The following is a 15088-nucleotide window of genomic DNA, read 5'->3' as shown; positions in this document are numbered from 1 at the left end:
AGGGCTTTCCAGCGCGCGTCATTCGCGCAAGGCTCGCGCCGTTTTCCAAAGGAGCTTTTCCATGTCCGATCCCCGTCAGACCCCCACAGGCAGCCCGTTCGGCGCCCGCTCCACCGCCGCCGAAGTCGCCGCGAAGGCCGACCTTGCCGGCAAGACCGTAGTGATCACCGGCGGCTATTCCGGCATCGGACTGGAGGCCGCCAAAGCCCTGGCGAGCGCGGGCGCGCGCCTCATCGTGCCGGGACGCTCGCCGGACAAGGCGCGCGCCGCGCTTGCCGGCCTTGACGCCGCGGTCGTGGAGCTGGATCTGGGCGAGCCCGACAGCATCAAGGCCGGCGCAGAGGCGATCCGGGCCGAGGCCGGCGCCGGGATCGACATCCTCATCAACAACGCCGGCATCATGGCCGGCCCGCTGCGGCGCAATTCCAAGGGCTGGGAGAGCCAGTTCGCCACCAATCATCTGGGCCATTTCGCCCTGTTCGCACATATCAAGGACCTGCTCCTCAAGAAGCAGGGCTCGCGCGTGGTGGCCCTGTCCTCGCTGGCCCACCGGATCAGCGACGTGAATCTTGACGACTGGAACTGGCAGGCCGGCGAGTATGAGAAATGGCAAGCCTATGGCCGCTCCAAGAGCGCCAACGCCCTGTTCGCGCTGGAGCTGAACGCGCGCTATGAGGACAAGGGGCTGAAAGCCTATTCGGTCCATCCAGGCGGCATTATGACCGAGCTGCAGCGCGACCTGCCGCAAGAAGAAATGCGCGCCATGGGCTGGGTCGATGAAGACGGCAATCTCAACAAGGTCTTCAAGACGCCTGAAGCGGGCGGCGCCACCACGGTGTGGGCGGCGACCTCGCCCCTGCTGGAGGATCGCGGCGGGGTGTATTGCGAAGATTGCGACGTGGCGGGGCCGCCCAAGGAAGAGCGCAGCTTCTTCGGTTTTCAGCCCCATATCCGCAACCGGGACACCGCCGCCCGTCTGTGGACCTTGAGCGAGCGGCTGACCGGGCTGAGCGCCTGAGGCTTCACCTCGCGCCCGCTTCGGCTTAAGTCCCTCGCGTCAGCAAGTTAGTCAGCCAGCCGCGCGGGACTTTCGCCATGCCCCTTCGCCTCGCCTTCATGGGCACGCCAGACTTCGCCGCCGCCAGCCTCGCCGAGATCGTCGGGGCGGGCCATGAGGTGGCCGCGGTCTACACCCAGCCGCCCCGCCGGCGCGGGCGCGGCCAGCAGGAAACAAGGACGCCGGTGCACCTTCTGGCCGAACAGTTCGGCCTGCCCGTCCACACGCCGGAGCGCTTTCGCGAGGACGACGTGCTTGAAGCGTTCGAGGCGCTTCAGCTTGATGCGGCGTGCGTCGTCGCCTACGGCCAGATCTTGCCCGCCCGCGCCCTGGCCGCGCCGCAGCTGGGGTGCCTGAACCTTCACGCCTCGCTCTTGCCGCGCTGGCGCGGCGCCGCGCCGATCCAGCGCGCCATCATGGCCGGCGACGAGATGACCGGCGTGCAGATCATGCAGATGGAGGAAGGCCTCGACACCGGCCCGGTCCTCATGAGCGAGGTGGTCCTCATCCACGACACCGACACGGCCGGCAGCCTGCACGACCGGCTGATGACCACCGGCGCGCTTTTATGGCCGCGCACCCTGGCCGCGCTGGAGCGCGGCTCGTTGGGCGCGGTCCCCCAGTCAGAAGACGGCGTCACCTACGCGAAGAAGATCACCAGCGCCGAAGCGCGCATCGACTGGGCCAAGCCCGCCGGCGAGGTCGCCGACCATATCCGCGGCCTGTCGCCCTTCCCCGGCGCCTGGTTTGAACTGCCCGGCGACAAGGCGGTGCGGGTGAAGGTCCACTTCGCAGACACCGTGAAGGGCGACGGCGAGCCCGGCGAGGTGCTGGACGGCGATCTCACCATCGCCTGCGGCCGCGGCGCGGTGCGCCCGGTGCGCCTGCAGCGCGAGGGCAGAGGCGTGGTGGACCGGGCCGCCTTCCTGAACGGAACCGATGTGCCGGCCGGGACGGTGCTCGTTTAGCAAGCCGCTACAAATCAAACTCACGACTGAGAATGCTGACAAGTTTCTCTGCTGCCGCGCGATCTAGCTGGATAGTTTGGCTAATCTTTCCAGGGAATTGTCGGTCAACTGAGCCGTAGGTGTTCAGCTGAACTAAACGTCCGGCGCCGGTTCCTACGGAAGCGTACTTGCAAACCACTTCTGATTTGTGCGGCTGAAGCCTCATACTATCCATCGATTCAAAATGCGAAATCCTAGCCAAACTCACCTCCCACGTTAGAGGTCCACCTTAGCCCATGCCCCGCTACAAGCTCACCCTTGAATATGACGGCGGCCCGTTCGTGGGCTGGCAGCGCCAGGACAACGGGCCGAGCGTGCAGGCCGCCCTGGAGGCGGCGGCGCGAAAGTTCGATCCGAGCGCCGGCGAGGTCTTCGGCGCCGGGCGCACCGATTCCGGCGTTCACGCCCTTGCGCAGGTCGCCCATCTGGACCTTGAAAAGGACATGCCCGGGGGCAAGGTGCGCGACGCCTTCAATCACCATCTAAGGCCTGCCCCCATCGCAGTGCTCACCGCCGAGCGGGTGGGCGCGGACTTTCACGCCCGGTTTGACGCAAAGCGGCGCGGCTATGTCTATCGCATCGTCTCGCGCCGGGCGCCGCTGGCGCTGGAGCGCGGCAAGGCCTGGCGCATCAGCCGGCCGCTGGACGCCGGCGCCATGCACGCCGCCGCGCAACACCTCATCGGACGCCATGATTTTTCGACGTTTCGCGACGCGCGCTGCCAGGCGCCGAGCCCGGTGAAATCCATCGAGATCGCAAGGGTTACAGCCCTTCCCGGCGGCGAGGTGCAGATCGTGGTGGAGGCCATCAGCTTTCTTCACCGCCAGGTGCGCTCCATCACCGGCTCGCTGGTGGAGGTGGGCTTAAGCAAGTGGAGCCCGGCCGATTTCAAGGCGGCGCTGGACGCCGCCGACCGCACGCGCTGCGGCCCCGTGGCGCCGCCGGACGGGCTGTATCTGGACTTCGTGCGGTACTAGGCCGGCGATCATCGCCCGCTCCTGCTTCGCCTCGCCCGCGCGCCTGCCCCAACATCGCCGTTTTCCAAAAGCGCAAGGCTCTGCTATAGAGCGCGGCTGACATGCGGGCGTTCCCGCTGCGAGACCTTTTGCGCCGGGCCGAACGCCGTCCGGGCTGACACGGATTTTCATGACCCTGCCCGAAAACTTTCCCTCCGCGCTGAAAGCCGCGCTGGAGACCAAAGGCTATACTAGCCTCACCGAAGTCCAGTCCGCCGTTCTGGCGCCCGAGGCCGAGGGCCGCGACCTTCTGGTCAGCGCCCAGACCGGCTCGGGCAAGACGGTGGCCTTCGGACTGGCCATGGCGCCGCAGCTTCTGGACGGCGCCGACCGGTTGCCGCCCGCCGGCGCGCCGCTAGCCATCGTGATCGCCCCGACCCGCGAGCTGGCCCTTCAGGTCCAGCGCGAGCTGGCCTGGCTGTATGCCGACGCCGGCGCGCGTCTGGCCTCCTGTGTCGGCGGCATGGATGCGCGGGCCGAACGCCGCACGCTGGAGCGCGGCGCCCATATCGTTGTGGGCACGCCGGGCCGTCTGCGCGACCATATCGAGCGCGGCGCGCTGGATCTGTCCGCCGCCCGCGCCGCCATCCTGGATGAAGCCGACGAAATGCTCGATTTCGGCTTCAAGGAAGATCTAGAATTCATTCTGGATTCGGCTCCGGCCGAGCGCCGCACGCTGTTGTTCTCGGCCACCGTGTCGAAACCCATCGCGCGCATCGCCGAGACGTATCAGAAGAACGCGCTGCGCATCTCCACGGTGAGCGGCCAGGGCCAGCACGCCGACATCTCCTATATCGCCCACCTGGTGGCGCCCCATGACCGCGACAACGCGGTGATCAACGTGCTGCGCTATCACGGCGCGCCCCGCGCCCTGGTGTTCTGCGCCACGCGTGAAGCGGTGAACCGTCTCGCCGCCCGGCTTGGCAATCGCGGCTTCTCCAGCGTCGCCCTGTCCGGCGAGCTGTCCCAGGCCGAGCGCACCAAGGCGCTGCAGGCCCTGCGCGACGGACGCGCGCGGGTTTGCGTCGCCACCGACGTGGCCGCGCGCGGCATCGACCTGCCGGGTCTGGATCTTGTGATCCATGCCGAACCGCCGACCAATGGTGAAGGCCTCCTGCACCGCTCCGGCCGCACCGGCCGCGCCGGCGCCAAGGGCGTCAGCGCCCTGATCGTCCCGACCAATCGCCGCGGCAAGGTCCAGCGCCTCTTGCGCGACGCCCGCATCGAAGCCGAATGGACCGACGCGCCCGACGCCGACGCCGTGCGCGCCAAGGATTCCGAGCGCCTGGCCGACCACCCGGCCCTGGCCGGCGAGATCGACGAAACCCGCCTTGGCGAGGCGCGCGCCCTTCTGGAGCGCTTCAGCGCCGAGAAGATCGCCGCGGCCTTCATCGCCGAGCTGGAAACCCGCCTGCCCGCGCCGGAAGAGCTGGGCGCCGCGCCCGCCATGCGCGACCGGCCCGAGCGCGGCGACCGGCCTGAGCGCGGCGAACGCCACGAGCGGGGCGATCGCCCTGAGCGCGGCCCGAAGCCGTCACGCTCAGATTTCGAACCCGGAGCCTGGTTTGAGATGAATGTGGGGCGCAAGCATCGCGCCGAACCGCGCTGGATCCTGCCGCTCATCTGCCGCATCGGCGGGGTCACCGGCTCTGATATCGGCCAGATCGATATCGGCGAGACCGCGACCCGCTTTGAAATCACGGGCTCCCAGGTGGCGGCTTTCGAAGCCGCCATGACGCAGCCCCGCGACCACGACGAGAAAGTGCGCATCGCCCGCGCCGGCGCCGCGCCGCTCCAGCCCGCTGACGCCAGCGCTCCGCCGCCGCGCAGCAAGCCGGCCCGCAAGCCCCGTCCCGGAAAGTCGGAGCGTCAGGTGATCAAGACCGAGCGCAGCCCGTCCGCCATCTATGAGGACGGCCCGGCCCGCCCGAGAAAGCCGCGTCCCGGCAAGTCCAACGGCGACGGCCCGGCGAAATTCGCCAAGCCGGCCGGAGACGGCCCTCGCAAATTCGCCAAGCCGGCCGGGGACGGTCCGCGCAAATCCGTCAAGCCCTGGCCGCCCGAGGGCGCAAAGCAGCTCAAGCGGATCAAGCGCAAGAAGGATTAAACCCTTGTAACTATCCGATTTGTCACATCCTGGCAGGGACCCGGCAAGGGCGCTCCGCCTAGATGTGACGTATGGATACGTTTCGCGTCTTTCTTGAGTCTGCGCCTGCGCCATCCCTCAGGGCGGCGTCGCCATACCTTGCCGAAACATCGCCGCTTGGTGAGGCTTGCACGCCGCACCCGATCCAGGCGGTGTGCGAGCAGGTGTTCGACGCGCGCGTGAGCGACGCAGAAGGGTTCGCCCGCGCCAAGGCGTTGATCCGCGCCGGCGCGGACCTGTTCCACCGCGACCCGGTCACCCTCGACGGCCTGGTGACGATCGCGATTCGGCTGTCCGCGCCTTCGCTCGCCCACGCCCTTCTGGACGCTGGCGCGCCCCATGATGTGAAGGGCCGCTCCGGCGCGCGCCCCCTGCACTGGGCCGCGATCATGGGCATGCCTGATCTCCTGGAGCGGTTCCTGCCCGGTGCTGACCTTGCCGAGCGCGACAGCAAACTAGGGTCCACCCCTCTGGGCTGGGCGTTGGAAGGCTGGGCCAGCCCGCCAAAAGGCTCTCATGGTGGTCAAATCGTCTGCGCGTCCGCGCTGGTGGAGGCCGGCGCGATTGTCGAGGCCCCGTGGCGCGAGAGCGCTCGCGTGAAGCAGGACTGCGCCCTGCGCGCGGCGTTGCGGATCTGATCAAACCTCTTTTTTTGTTTGCATATTCATAAAACGACGGCTTTAACCGGGTCGCCGCAGGCTGGGGAGCCGCGCGGGGGACCGGTTGGCGGCGCACCAGATCTGGAGCGCCGCCAACCTGTCCTCTCCCTTTGACCGTCAGCCGGCGGCCAGAATCGCGGCCTGGACCTTGAGCGCCTGCACGGTTTCGCGCACATCATGGACACGGATCACCGCGCACCCGGCGCGCGCCGCGTGCAGCGCCGCAGCCAGACTGCCGCCCAGCCGGTCCTGCGCGTCGTCCGCCGTCTCATCCACCGCCTGGATGAAGCGTTTGCGCGAGGCGCCGAACAGCACCGGAAACCCCAGCCCTGAAAAACGCTCCAGCGCCGCCATGAGCGCCAGATTGTGCGCCAGCGTCTTGCCGAAGCCGATGCCTGGATCCAGCAGAATCCGCGCACGGAGCACGCCATGGGAGAGCGCCGCGCCCGCACGCTGTCCCAGATGGCGGGCCACATCGGTGACGACGTTTTCATAGGCGGGGCTCTGCTGCATCGTCTGCGGCGCGCCCTGCATGTGCATGAGCGCCACAAGGCATTTCAGCTCCGCCGCAGTCTCCAGCGCGCCCGGCGCCTGCAGCGCGTTGACGTCGTTCCACATGAGCGCCCCGGCCTTCACCGCGGCCCGCGCCACGCCCGGCTTCATGGTGTCGATGCTGATGGCGGCTTCCGGGCGCTCCGCCAGAATGCGCTCAATCACCGGCAACACGCGCGCGAGCTCTTCGTCCTCGCTCACCGGATCGGCGCCGGGGCGCGTGCTTTCGCCGCCGATATCCAGCCAGTCCGCGCCTTGATTGAGCAGCGCATGTGCGTGGGCTGCGGCGGCGTCGACGCCGGCGAAACGCCCGCCGTCGGAGAAGCTGTCCGGGGTGACGTTGACGACGCCCATGACCTGCGGCCGACCGTCGCTGTGGGGTGTGAGAAATTCATGCATGATCAAGGCGGGTAGGCCTCCGCCCGCCTTCGGTCAAGCGGCGCGCGGACGGTCCTCGCCAGAACCGTGTGCGCCTGCGTTGCCGGAGCGGGCGCCCGGGGCTAGGGTCTGGCCGATCCCGGAGCGCCCCATGACCGAGTCCGCCCCCACCCCCGAAGCCGAGCCCGGCCCCGCTGAAGCCAGCCCTGAAGCCGCGCCCGCGGGCGGGCTGATCGCGGCGCTGGAAGAGATCGCCGTCGCCGCGCCGGCGGACGGCATGACGCTGGGCGCCTTCACCGAGGCTTTGGGCGAGCGGGTGTTCGGCGTGCTCCTGTTCGCTCTGGCGATCCCGGTCTGCATGCCCTTCCTCTATGGCGTGCCCCAGATCGTAGCGCTGCCCATGATGGTCCTCGCTGTGCAGATGGCCGCCGGCCGCGACCAGCCCTGGCTGCCGGGGAAATTCGCCGGCCGCATCATGAAGAAGGCCGATCTCGAAACCATGGCCCGCGGCGCCCGCAAATGGTTCGGCTGGGTCGAGGCGCTTGCAAGGCCCCGACTGCTTGCCCTTTCCGGCGGCGCTGCGGAGCGCATGGTGGGGGCGGTTTTCGTGCTTTTTTGCGCTTCGATCCTGCTGCCCTTGCCCGCCACCAACACCACGCCGGGCATCGCCGTGGCGCTCGCCTCCATCGGCCTGATCACCCGCGACGGGTTTCTGGTGCTGATCGGGCTGGTGCTTGGCGTGGCCTGGATCGCTTTGCTGGTCATCGGGTTTTCGGTGTTCGGCCTGGCGTTCATCGATCTCGCCAAGGACTTCATCATGGGTCTGTTCACCGCAGGTGATCCGGCCGTCTGACGCTCGCATCGCGCGCCAACTCGCGGTATCTAGATGTCATGAGCCGAGTTTCCGACCTGATCTCCTCCCTCGTGCGCCCGGATCGCTGGCCGATCATAGGCGCGGCCGCCTCCGGCGCGCTGCTTCTTGGCGCCTTCGCCTTCGAGGTGTTTGGCGATTATCCGCCCTGCCCGCTGTGCATCGACCAGCGCTGGGTCCACGCCTGGGCCGTCTGGGCCGGCGTCATAGGTTTTGCGCTGGTCCACGCCATGCGCGCGCTCGGGCCCCGCGCGGCGCGCGATGCGGCGCGCGCCATGGAGCCGGTCCTGCAAGGCTCCAGGCTGAATCGCTACTGGCTCGCCCTGCGCGCGCCCGCCGGCATGGCGCGCACAGCCTGCGCCGGGCTTGCGGCGATCTTCGCCTGGTCCACCTGGACGGCCCTGCGCCACGCCGGCGCCGAATACGGCTGGTGGCGCATTGATTGTCAGAGCGTGGACACCTCCGGCGTGACAGCGCAAAGCCTGCTGGCCGATCTTTCCCGCGCGCAGAACGTGGTGTTGTGCGACGAGCCGGCCTGGACGCTGCTGGGCGTCTCCATGGCCGGGTATAACGCCCTGTTCAGCGCGGTGCTTTGCCTTATCTGTCTCATGGCTTTGTCCCGCAATCCTTCCTGGAGGGTGTTATGAGCTTCCAACGCAAGAGCGTGCGCCGCCCCGGCCGGGTGCGCGACACCCGGCGCATCGAAGACATGGTGCGTGTCGATCACGCCGGCGAGTACGGCGCGGTGCGCATCTATAACGGCCAGCTCGCCGTGTTCGGCGATCAGCCCTCGAAATCGCGCATCGCCGGCCAGCTCCAGCGCATGAAGGCGGACGAGCAACATCATCTGAACGCCTTCGACGACCATATCCGCAGCGGCCTCGCCCGGCCCACCCTGCTGGGTCCGATCTGGGACGCGGCCGGCTTTGCGCTGGGCGCGGTGACCGCGCTTCTAGGCGAGCGCGCCGCCCACGCCTGCACCGAAGCGGTGGAGAGCGTCATCGAGGGCCATTACGGCGACCAGGTCGAGCAGCTGCGCCTCATGGGCGAGACCGAGCTCGCCGACCAGTTCGCGCAGTTTCAGGCCGAGGAAGTCGATCACAAGCACCTGGCCGTGGACGAAGGCGCGAGGGACGCGGTCGGTTATCCGCTGCTGTCGGCCGCCATCACCGCCGGCTGCCACACCGCCATCGCGGTGACGGCGCGGGTTTAAAGCGGATCTCTAGACCAAAGCGTCAGCCGCCCGGCCCCCTCGCAAAACGCATCTCCTCGCCAATACGCCGCGCCGCGTCTCCCGGGTCGGCGGCGGCTGAAATCGGGCGACCCACCACCAGATGCGTCGCCCCGGCGTTAAGGGCCTCCGCGGGCGTGGCGATGCGTTTCTGGTCGCCGGCGTCCGATCCCGCCGGGCGCACGCCGGGCGTCACGATGAGAAAATCCTCCGGGACAAGCGCCCGGATCTCGGCGGCCTCCAGCGGCGAGGCGACGACGCCGTCCACTCCCGCCTCCACCGCCTGATCTACCCGGCGCATCACCATATCGCGCGCGCCGTAGGCGTATCCCATCTCAGCCAGCATGGCGTCGTCATAGGCGGTGAGCACGGTGACGGCGAGGATCTTCAGGTCCGATCCGGCCCGGCCCTCCACCGCCGCGCGCATGACGGGCGGCTCGCCGTGCACGGTCAGAAGATCGCCCGCCCGCGTGGCCGCGATGGAGCGGGTCGCCTTCTCCACGGTGGCGGGGATGTCGTGGAGCTTGAAATCCAGGAAGGTCTTGTAGCCGCCGCCCTTCAGCCGCGCGGCGAGCTCCATCCCGCCCACGGGCAGAAGCTGCAGCCCGATCTTGTAAAAACCGCACCCGGCCCCGATGCGCCCCACCAGCATTTCGGCCTCGGCGACGCCCGGCAGGTCCAGCGCGGTGATCAGGCGGGGATCGGCGGTCATGGCGGGCTCCTGTGGTTGGGGTCGGGCCGGTTTAGCGGCGGGTGTTCGAGCGGGCAAGGCGCCCCTGTTCGCCCCGGCGTGGACGGCCTAATATCCATTCCATGACCCCTGACCTGATCACCCGCCTCACACAATCCCTTGACCCCAAGGCCTGGTCCACCGACCCCGGCGAGCTGGAGGGCCATGTCAGCGACTGGCGCGGGCGCTATCGTGGCGCGAGCCCGCTGCTTTTGAAGCCTGGCTCCACAGCCGAGGTCGCGTCGATCCTGGCGCGCTGCAACGAGGCCGGGATCGCGGTGCTGCCCCAGGGCGGAAACACCGGGCTGGTGGGCGGCTCCACGCCCCAGGGCGAGGTGGTGATCAGCTTGAAGCGCATGAACGCCGTGCGCGCGGTGGACGCCGATAACGAGTCCCTGACCTGCGAGGCGGGCGCGGTGCTGGAGACCGTGCAGGGCGCCGCCGCAGACGCCGGAAAGCTGTTCCCGCTCTCGCTGGGCGCGCAAGGCTCGGCGATGATCGGCGGGCTTATCTCCACCAACGCCGGCGGGGTGCATGTGCTGCGCTACGGCATGATGCGCGAGCTGGTGCTGGGCCTTGAAGCGGTGCTGCCGGACGGGCGGGTGATCAGCGATCTTTCGGGCCTTCGTAAGGACAATACCGGCTACGATCTCAAACAGCTTTTCATCGGCGCTGAAGGCACGCTGGGCGTGGTCACGGCGGCGACGCTGAAACTGTTCGCGCGGCCCGCCTCCACCGCTGTGGCGGTGTGCGCGGTGGACGATCCCCACGCCGCGGTGGCGCTGCTGCGCCATATGAAGGACACCACCGGATCGGTGGCGGCCTTTGAGCTGATGCCCAGAACCGGCCTCGACCTGGTGGTCGCCCATGTGCCCGGCGCCCGCCATCCGCTGTCCGGCGATCCGGCCTGGTGCGTGCTCATCGAGCTCACCAGCGCTGAAAGCCAGCGCGCGCCGGCGCTCATGGAGGAGGCGCTTGAAGCCGCCTTTGAAAAATCCCTGCTCACCGACGCGGTGATCGCGCAATCTGAGGCGCAGGCGAAAGAGTTCTGGGCGCTTCGCGAGTCCATTCCCGAGGGCGAGAAAGCCCACGGCAAGGCCGCCAAGCACGACGTCTCTGTGCCGGTCTCGCGCATGGCGGCCTTTATGGGCGAGGCGATCAAGCTGGCTGAAGACGCCGACCCTGAAGTCATGGTCATCGCGTTCGGGCATGTGGGCGACGGCAATGTCCACTTCAACGTGGCGGCCAAAACCCCCGGCGCCGGTGAGGATTTCATCACCCGCATCAAGCCGGTGACGGCGAAGATCTATGATCTGGTGGACGCCCATCACGGCTCGATCTCGGCCGAGCACGGGGTGGGCATCCTCAAACAGGCCGAGTTCGTCCGGCGAAAGCCGGTGGAGGCCGAGATCATGGGCCGCATCAAGGCGGCGCTGGACCCGAACCACATCATGAATCCGCGCGTCCTTCTGGGTCCCCGGAAAGGTTAGCGCGCCGCGAAATCCAGCCTCTGCTCGGAGATCGGCACGTAGGTGTGGTCCTTGGTGGCCACATAGACCTGCAGCTGCGCGCCGGTGGCGTCCAGATCGATGACGTTGAAGCCCGCCGGCTCGTCGCGGGTGCGTTTCGACAGCGCCGTGGACGCGCCCACATGCCAGGACTTGCCGCCGTCGGGCCGGTCAAACGCCAGCGCGAACGCCTGATGCAGATGGCCTGACAGCACCAGATCGACCTGGGCTTCGGCCAGGATGCGCGTGGCGTCGGTGGCGCCTTTGGTGCGCGCGCGCCCCGTCTGGCCGCCGGGAGAGAACAGCGGGTGGTGGCCGGCCACGATGCGCACGCCCTCCACATCCGAGAGCGCCTGCGCGGCCTCGCGGGCGTGGGCCTCGCGCACCTTGCCCAGCGACCAGTCCAGCCGCGCCTGCAGCCCGCGCGAGGTGGAAAGCGTCTCCAGCCCGTCGCGCCCGCCGCGCCAGCGCGGCGCCACCGTGCCGCCCAAAAGGCGTTCAAACCGGCCCCAGGGACGAGCCAGGCGCGAGAACAGGTCCCAGTACGGGGTGTCGTGATTGCCCGGCGCGGCGATCACCGGCGGATCAAGCCGGGCGAAGAACTCCGCCGCCGCGGTGAACTCGCGCCGCCGACCATACTGGGTGAAATCACCCGCCGCACAGATCACATCGCCCTTCAGCGCGGCGATGGCGTCGGCCAGGCCATCCACCAGAGGCGGGTTCTCGGCGCCGAAATGCAAATCGGCGAGGTGTATCAGACGGGTCATGCGCCCCCTTAGACCGCAGTGCGCAGCCGCACGCAAATCCAACGCGGCCAAGCGGAGCGGTGTTCCCTATTGTAGAGACCTGTCGGCAGCGCCCGCGCGCCAGTCCCCGTCGACCAGCGCTCGCCCTTCATGGCTCGCCCGTTAATGTCCGTGCGGCTCCAGACGGTCGCGCCGGGCTTCGCGGCGCTCCTGGCGGTCATCGCCCTCGCCGTCGATCACTTCGTGCAGGCTGCGCACCGGCAGGCGGTCCACCCCGTCGCCATCGGTACAGCGCCAGTCCATGACGCCGGAGGGGCCGTGTCGCCCGCCGGTGTCGCAGCGCACATCATTGAGGGCGTAGCCCGGCGGCGGCTCGCCAAAGCCCTGCTGGCCGGCGCAAGCCGAGAGGCCGAGCGTCATGATCACGATACAAGGCGCAGTCCATAAATCCCGCTTCATTCCCGTTCTCCCATCCGCGCCACGGCCGCGTGGCGGTGGCAGGTGGTCACATGGTCGTTCACCAGTCCGCAGGCCTGCATGAACGCATAGACGATGACGGGACCGCAAAACTTGAAGCCGAGGCGTGTCAGCTCCTTGCTCATCCACAGGCTGACATGGGTCTTGGCCGGCACCGTCTCCTGGCGCTTCCAGGTGTTCTGCACCGGAACGCCGTCGACAAAACTCCACACGAAATACGAAAAATCGCCGCCACGATCGCGCATATCGCACCAGACGCGCGCGCCCTTGATCGCCGCCTCGATCTTGGCGCGCGAGCGCACGATGCCCGCATCGCCCAAAAGCCGAGACACGTCCGCCTCGCCGTAGCGGGCGATCTTGTCAGGATCGAAGCCGTCAAAGGCGGCGCGAAAATTCTCGCGCTTTTTCAGAATGGTGAGCCAGGACAGCCCGGCCTGAAACCCGTCCAGCATCAGCTTTTCATACAGCGCGCGGGACTCGTATTCCGGCACGCCCCACTCGGTGTCGTGATAGGCCACGTAAACGGGATCGGTCCCGCACCAGGAACAACGGTTCTCCATGGCCGCCATATTAGGCGAGGCGCGCCGCGCGCGCCCGGTTTTTCTCAGCCGCCGGCACGGCGTCTTTCCGGCGCCGGTGTGTGCCGGGGCGGTCTGTGCTGAGCCGGCGCGCGCGGGGATGACGTCACTCATGGTCGGGCTCCTCTTTCGGTTTTCGGGTGGTTTCGTTTTTTTGGGGGGTGGGGCGCAGACATGGCGACGCGCCCGCCGCACGAAAGTGCGCGAGGCTTTAAGGATGGCGAGGGCGGCGCGGGAGGATCCAGGCCGGCTCTGTTATGTATTTGRAGGCCGGATACGACCCCCGCGCCGCTGAGGTGATTTTTCGGTCAGCGGGACTCAACGGAACCTCCCCGTCTACCCGTAACCCGCCGCTTTGCGGACCGGTGCGTTAGCCGGAACTCACTCGGGACACCCCGTCATTCCCGCCCGAACAGGACGCTCCGGAGCGGCCTCGCCTGCGRGATGACGGGGGTGATTATGGGGGAGGCGAGAGTGGGGGCGGATAAGTTTTYTGGTTTCGCTYKATCCTGAGGGTCCTTCGAGGCTTTTCGCTGACGCGAAAAGACGCCTCAGGATGAGGAAATAGAACGGCTTTCCAAAACCCTCATCCTGAGGTGCGAGCCCGAAGGGCGAGCCTCGAAGGACCGGAAGGATAAAGCGCCTGCACGGCCGCACTGGGTCCCCGCTTTCGCGGGGATGACGAAATGGGGGGGCGGTCTGGACAGCCGTCGAAGCTGGATGCAGCCGCAAACCGACATCGCCGGTTCCCGGTTTCATCCCCGGCGCAAAGCCGGGGGGAAGACCGGGATCTGCGGCGGATGGACTCGAAACGCRAAGCCAGCYTSGCCGCAGGCACAGCGCCAGACCCATAAAGCGCGGTAGATCCCGGTTCCGCCCCCGGCGTAAAGCCGGGGATAGGACCGGGAACCGGCTCGCTCATTCGTTTAAAGGCGTGGGGCGTAAGGAAGCGGCTGAAAAAGAAAGAGCCGGTCCCGCGTTAGCGGTGACCGGCTCAGTTTAGCATACCCTATCGGGGAGGAGACGGTATGCGCAAAGGGAAGGATGAGAGCGGGCCTTGGCCTGTCCTCGTCGTTCGCGGGGGTATATGCCCTCAGCCCCTCGGCGCCGCAACCGGCGCGCGGCCATAGCCGCTATGCAAATTTGCGCGAGATCGTCGTGTCGCCGCCGCAGATCCGTCACGGCGGCGTCACTCAGGGCGCAACGGCCGGCTTAGTGGCCCAGCGTGATGTCCATGATCTTCACGCCGTCCGGGGCGGGCGGGTCTTCGGGGACGAAGAAATCGGGCAGAAGCTCCTCGCCGGGCGAAACCGAGAACTGATCGAGATCGGTGACGCCTTCGCTCACCAGGAAGCTGTCGTCGATGAGGAAATGGCCGGTGAAGCTCGCCGCCGGCTTGCACAGGACCCGGTAGGCGGTCTCGGCCAGGATGTCCGGCTTGCGGCAGTTCTTGAACGCCTCCTCGCCGGCCAGCACGTTAGCGATGGCGGCGGTGGCCACCGCCGTGCGCGGCCAGATGGCGTTGGCGGCGATTCTGCCTTCAAACTCGCCGGCCCAGCCCAGAACGCACAGGCTCATCGCGTACTTGGCGCTGGTATAGGCCACGTGGGGCGCGAACCATTTGGTGCGCATGTCCAGCGGCGGGCTGAGGGTGAGGATGTGCGGGTTTTCAGACTTCTCCAGCCAGGGCAGGCATTTCTGGGTCACCAGAAACGTGCCGCGGCCATTGACCTGATGCATCAGGTCCCAGCGCTTGAGGGGCGTGTCCTTTGTGGACATGGGAAAGATCGCCGAGGCGTTGTTGATCACCGCGTCGATGCCGCCGAAATGCTCGGCGGCCTGCTTCACGGCCGCCTCCACATGGGCCTCGTCGCGGATGTCGCAGACCAGCGGCAGCGCCTTGCCGCCCGCCGTCTCCACGGCCTGCGCGGCGGTGTGGATGGTGCCCGGCAGCTTGGGGTGGGGCTGGTCGGTCTTCGCGGCGATGACGATATTGGCGCCGTCGCGCGCACAGCGCACGGCGATGGCCTCGCCGATGCCGCGGCTGGCGCCGGTGATGAAGATGGTCTTGCCTTCAAGGCTCATGGAAAACACTCCCGTTTGATGCGGGAGGAAGCCTAGACGTCAGCCAA

General features: G+C 67.9%; 15 protein-coding genes. 9 read left to right on the top strand and 6 right to left on the bottom strand.

Translation table 11 applies throughout. The features are described 5' to 3' along the window. Positions 1 to 61 precede the first annotated feature (61 nt). The 5 genes from ACWCOP_RS01760 to ACWCOP_RS01740 all read left to right on the top strand — a co-directional run bounded on the left by ACWCOP_RS01760 (position 62) and on the right by ACWCOP_RS01740 (position 5864). The gene (locus ACWCOP_RS01760) at positions 62 to 1018 is read left to right on the top strand and encodes an oxidoreductase (protein WP_478249505.1); all 957 of its coding nucleotides are present in this window, start codon (positions 62 to 64) and stop codon (positions 1016 to 1018) included. Positions 1019 to 1095: 77 nt separating this feature from the next. After that, positions 1096 to 2025 carry a methionyl-tRNA formyltransferase gene (fmt, locus tag ACWCOP_RS01755; RefSeq protein WP_478249504.1) on the top strand — a complete coding sequence of 310 codons (930 nt, stop codon included), beginning with the start codon at positions 1096 to 1098 and terminating at the stop codon, positions 2023 to 2025. A gap of 275 nt (positions 2026 to 2300) precedes the next feature. Beyond that, positions 2301 to 3041, top strand: a complete 741-nt coding sequence (gene truA / locus ACWCOP_RS01750) for a tRNA pseudouridine(38-40) synthase TruA (RefSeq protein WP_478249503.1) — start codon at positions 2301 to 2303, stop codon at positions 3039 to 3041. A gap of 169 nt (positions 3042 to 3210) precedes the next feature. Next, positions 3211 to 5187 carry a DEAD/DEAH box helicase gene (locus ACWCOP_RS01745; RefSeq protein ID WP_478249502.1) on the top strand — a complete coding sequence of 659 codons (1977 nt, stop codon included), beginning with the start codon at positions 3211 to 3213 and terminating at the stop codon, positions 5185 to 5187. Positions 5188 to 5258: 71 nt separating this feature from the next. After that, on the top strand, positions 5259 to 5864 hold the full coding sequence (locus ACWCOP_RS01740; RefSeq protein ID WP_478249501.1) for an ankyrin repeat domain-containing protein: 606 nt from the start codon (positions 5259 to 5261) through the stop codon (positions 5862 to 5864). Between the two features lie 138 nt (positions 5865 to 6002). Here the strand turns inward: ACWCOP_RS01740 and folP are convergent, their stop codons facing one another. Beyond that, the gene (gene folP / locus ACWCOP_RS01735) at positions 6003 to 6836 is read right to left on the bottom strand and encodes a dihydropteroate synthase (RefSeq protein WP_478249500.1); all 834 of its coding nucleotides are present in this window, start codon (positions 6834 to 6836) and stop codon (positions 6003 to 6005) included. Positions 6837 to 6966: 130 nt separating this feature from the next. On the opposite strand from folP, the gene ACWCOP_RS01730 reads away from it, so the two are divergent. Genes ACWCOP_RS01730 through ACWCOP_RS01720 form a run of 3 tightly spaced genes read left to right on the top strand, consistent with a single transcriptional unit; the run spans position 6967 to position 8899 of the window. Then, positions 6967 to 7668: an exopolysaccharide biosynthesis protein gene (locus tag ACWCOP_RS01730; protein WP_478249499.1), complete on the top strand. Its 702-nt coding sequence runs from the start codon at positions 6967 to 6969 to the stop codon at positions 7666 to 7668. Positions 7669 to 7706: 38 nt separating this feature from the next. Continuing rightward, positions 7707 to 8333: a disulfide bond formation protein B gene (locus ACWCOP_RS01725; RefSeq protein ID WP_478249498.1), complete on the top strand. Its 627-nt coding sequence runs from the start codon at positions 7707 to 7709 to the stop codon at positions 8331 to 8333. Continuing rightward, positions 8330 to 8899 carry a demethoxyubiquinone hydroxylase family protein gene (locus tag ACWCOP_RS01720; protein ID WP_478249497.1) on the top strand — a complete coding sequence of 190 codons (570 nt, stop codon included), beginning with the start codon at positions 8330 to 8332 and terminating at the stop codon, positions 8897 to 8899. The genes ACWCOP_RS01725 and ACWCOP_RS01720 overlap by 4 nt, the downstream gene beginning before the upstream one ends. A 22-nt stretch (positions 8900 to 8921) precedes the next feature. Here ACWCOP_RS01720 and pyrF read toward each other — a convergent pair whose 3' ends face one another. Beyond that, entirely contained in the window at positions 8922 to 9629 is a 708-nt protein-coding gene (gene pyrF, locus ACWCOP_RS01715) for an orotidine-5'-phosphate decarboxylase (RefSeq protein WP_478249496.1), read from the bottom strand. A 101-nt stretch (positions 9630 to 9730) separates the two neighbouring features. On the opposite strand from pyrF, the gene ACWCOP_RS01710 reads away from it, so the two are divergent. Continuing rightward, entirely contained in the window at positions 9731 to 11137 is a 1407-nt protein-coding gene (locus tag ACWCOP_RS01710) for an FAD-binding oxidoreductase (protein ID WP_478249495.1), read from the top strand. On the opposite strand, the gene ACWCOP_RS01705 is transcribed toward ACWCOP_RS01710, so the two are convergent. The 4 genes from ACWCOP_RS01705 to ACWCOP_RS01690 form a co-directional block, all read right to left on the bottom strand. Continuing rightward, entirely contained in the window at positions 11134 to 11922 is a 789-nt protein-coding gene (locus tag ACWCOP_RS01705) for a metallophosphoesterase family protein (protein ID WP_478249494.1), read from the bottom strand. The genes ACWCOP_RS01710 and ACWCOP_RS01705 overlap by 4 nt on opposite strands. Before the next feature lie 141 nt (positions 11923 to 12063). Beyond that, positions 12064 to 12327: a hypothetical protein gene (locus tag ACWCOP_RS01700; RefSeq protein WP_478249493.1), complete on the bottom strand. Its 264-nt coding sequence runs from the start codon at positions 12325 to 12327 to the stop codon at positions 12064 to 12066. A 29-nt stretch (positions 12328 to 12356) separates the two neighbouring features. Beyond that, complete coding sequence (locus ACWCOP_RS01695; RefSeq protein ID WP_478249492.1) at positions 12357 to 12938, bottom strand: DNA-3-methyladenine glycosylase I; 582 nt, start codon at positions 12936 to 12938, stop codon at positions 12357 to 12359. Positions 12939 to 14168: 1230 nt separating this feature from the next. Further along, positions 14169 to 15041: an SDR family oxidoreductase gene (locus ACWCOP_RS01690; protein WP_478249491.1), complete on the bottom strand. Its 873-nt coding sequence runs from the start codon at positions 15039 to 15041 to the stop codon at positions 14169 to 14171. Positions 15042 to 15088 lie beyond the last annotated feature (47 nt).

Source organism: Apolloniradiicaulis salifontis, assembly GCF_053756655.1.
The sequence above is the reverse complement of the archived record's forward strand: the minus strand, read 5'-3'. Positions and strand labels throughout refer to the sequence as shown.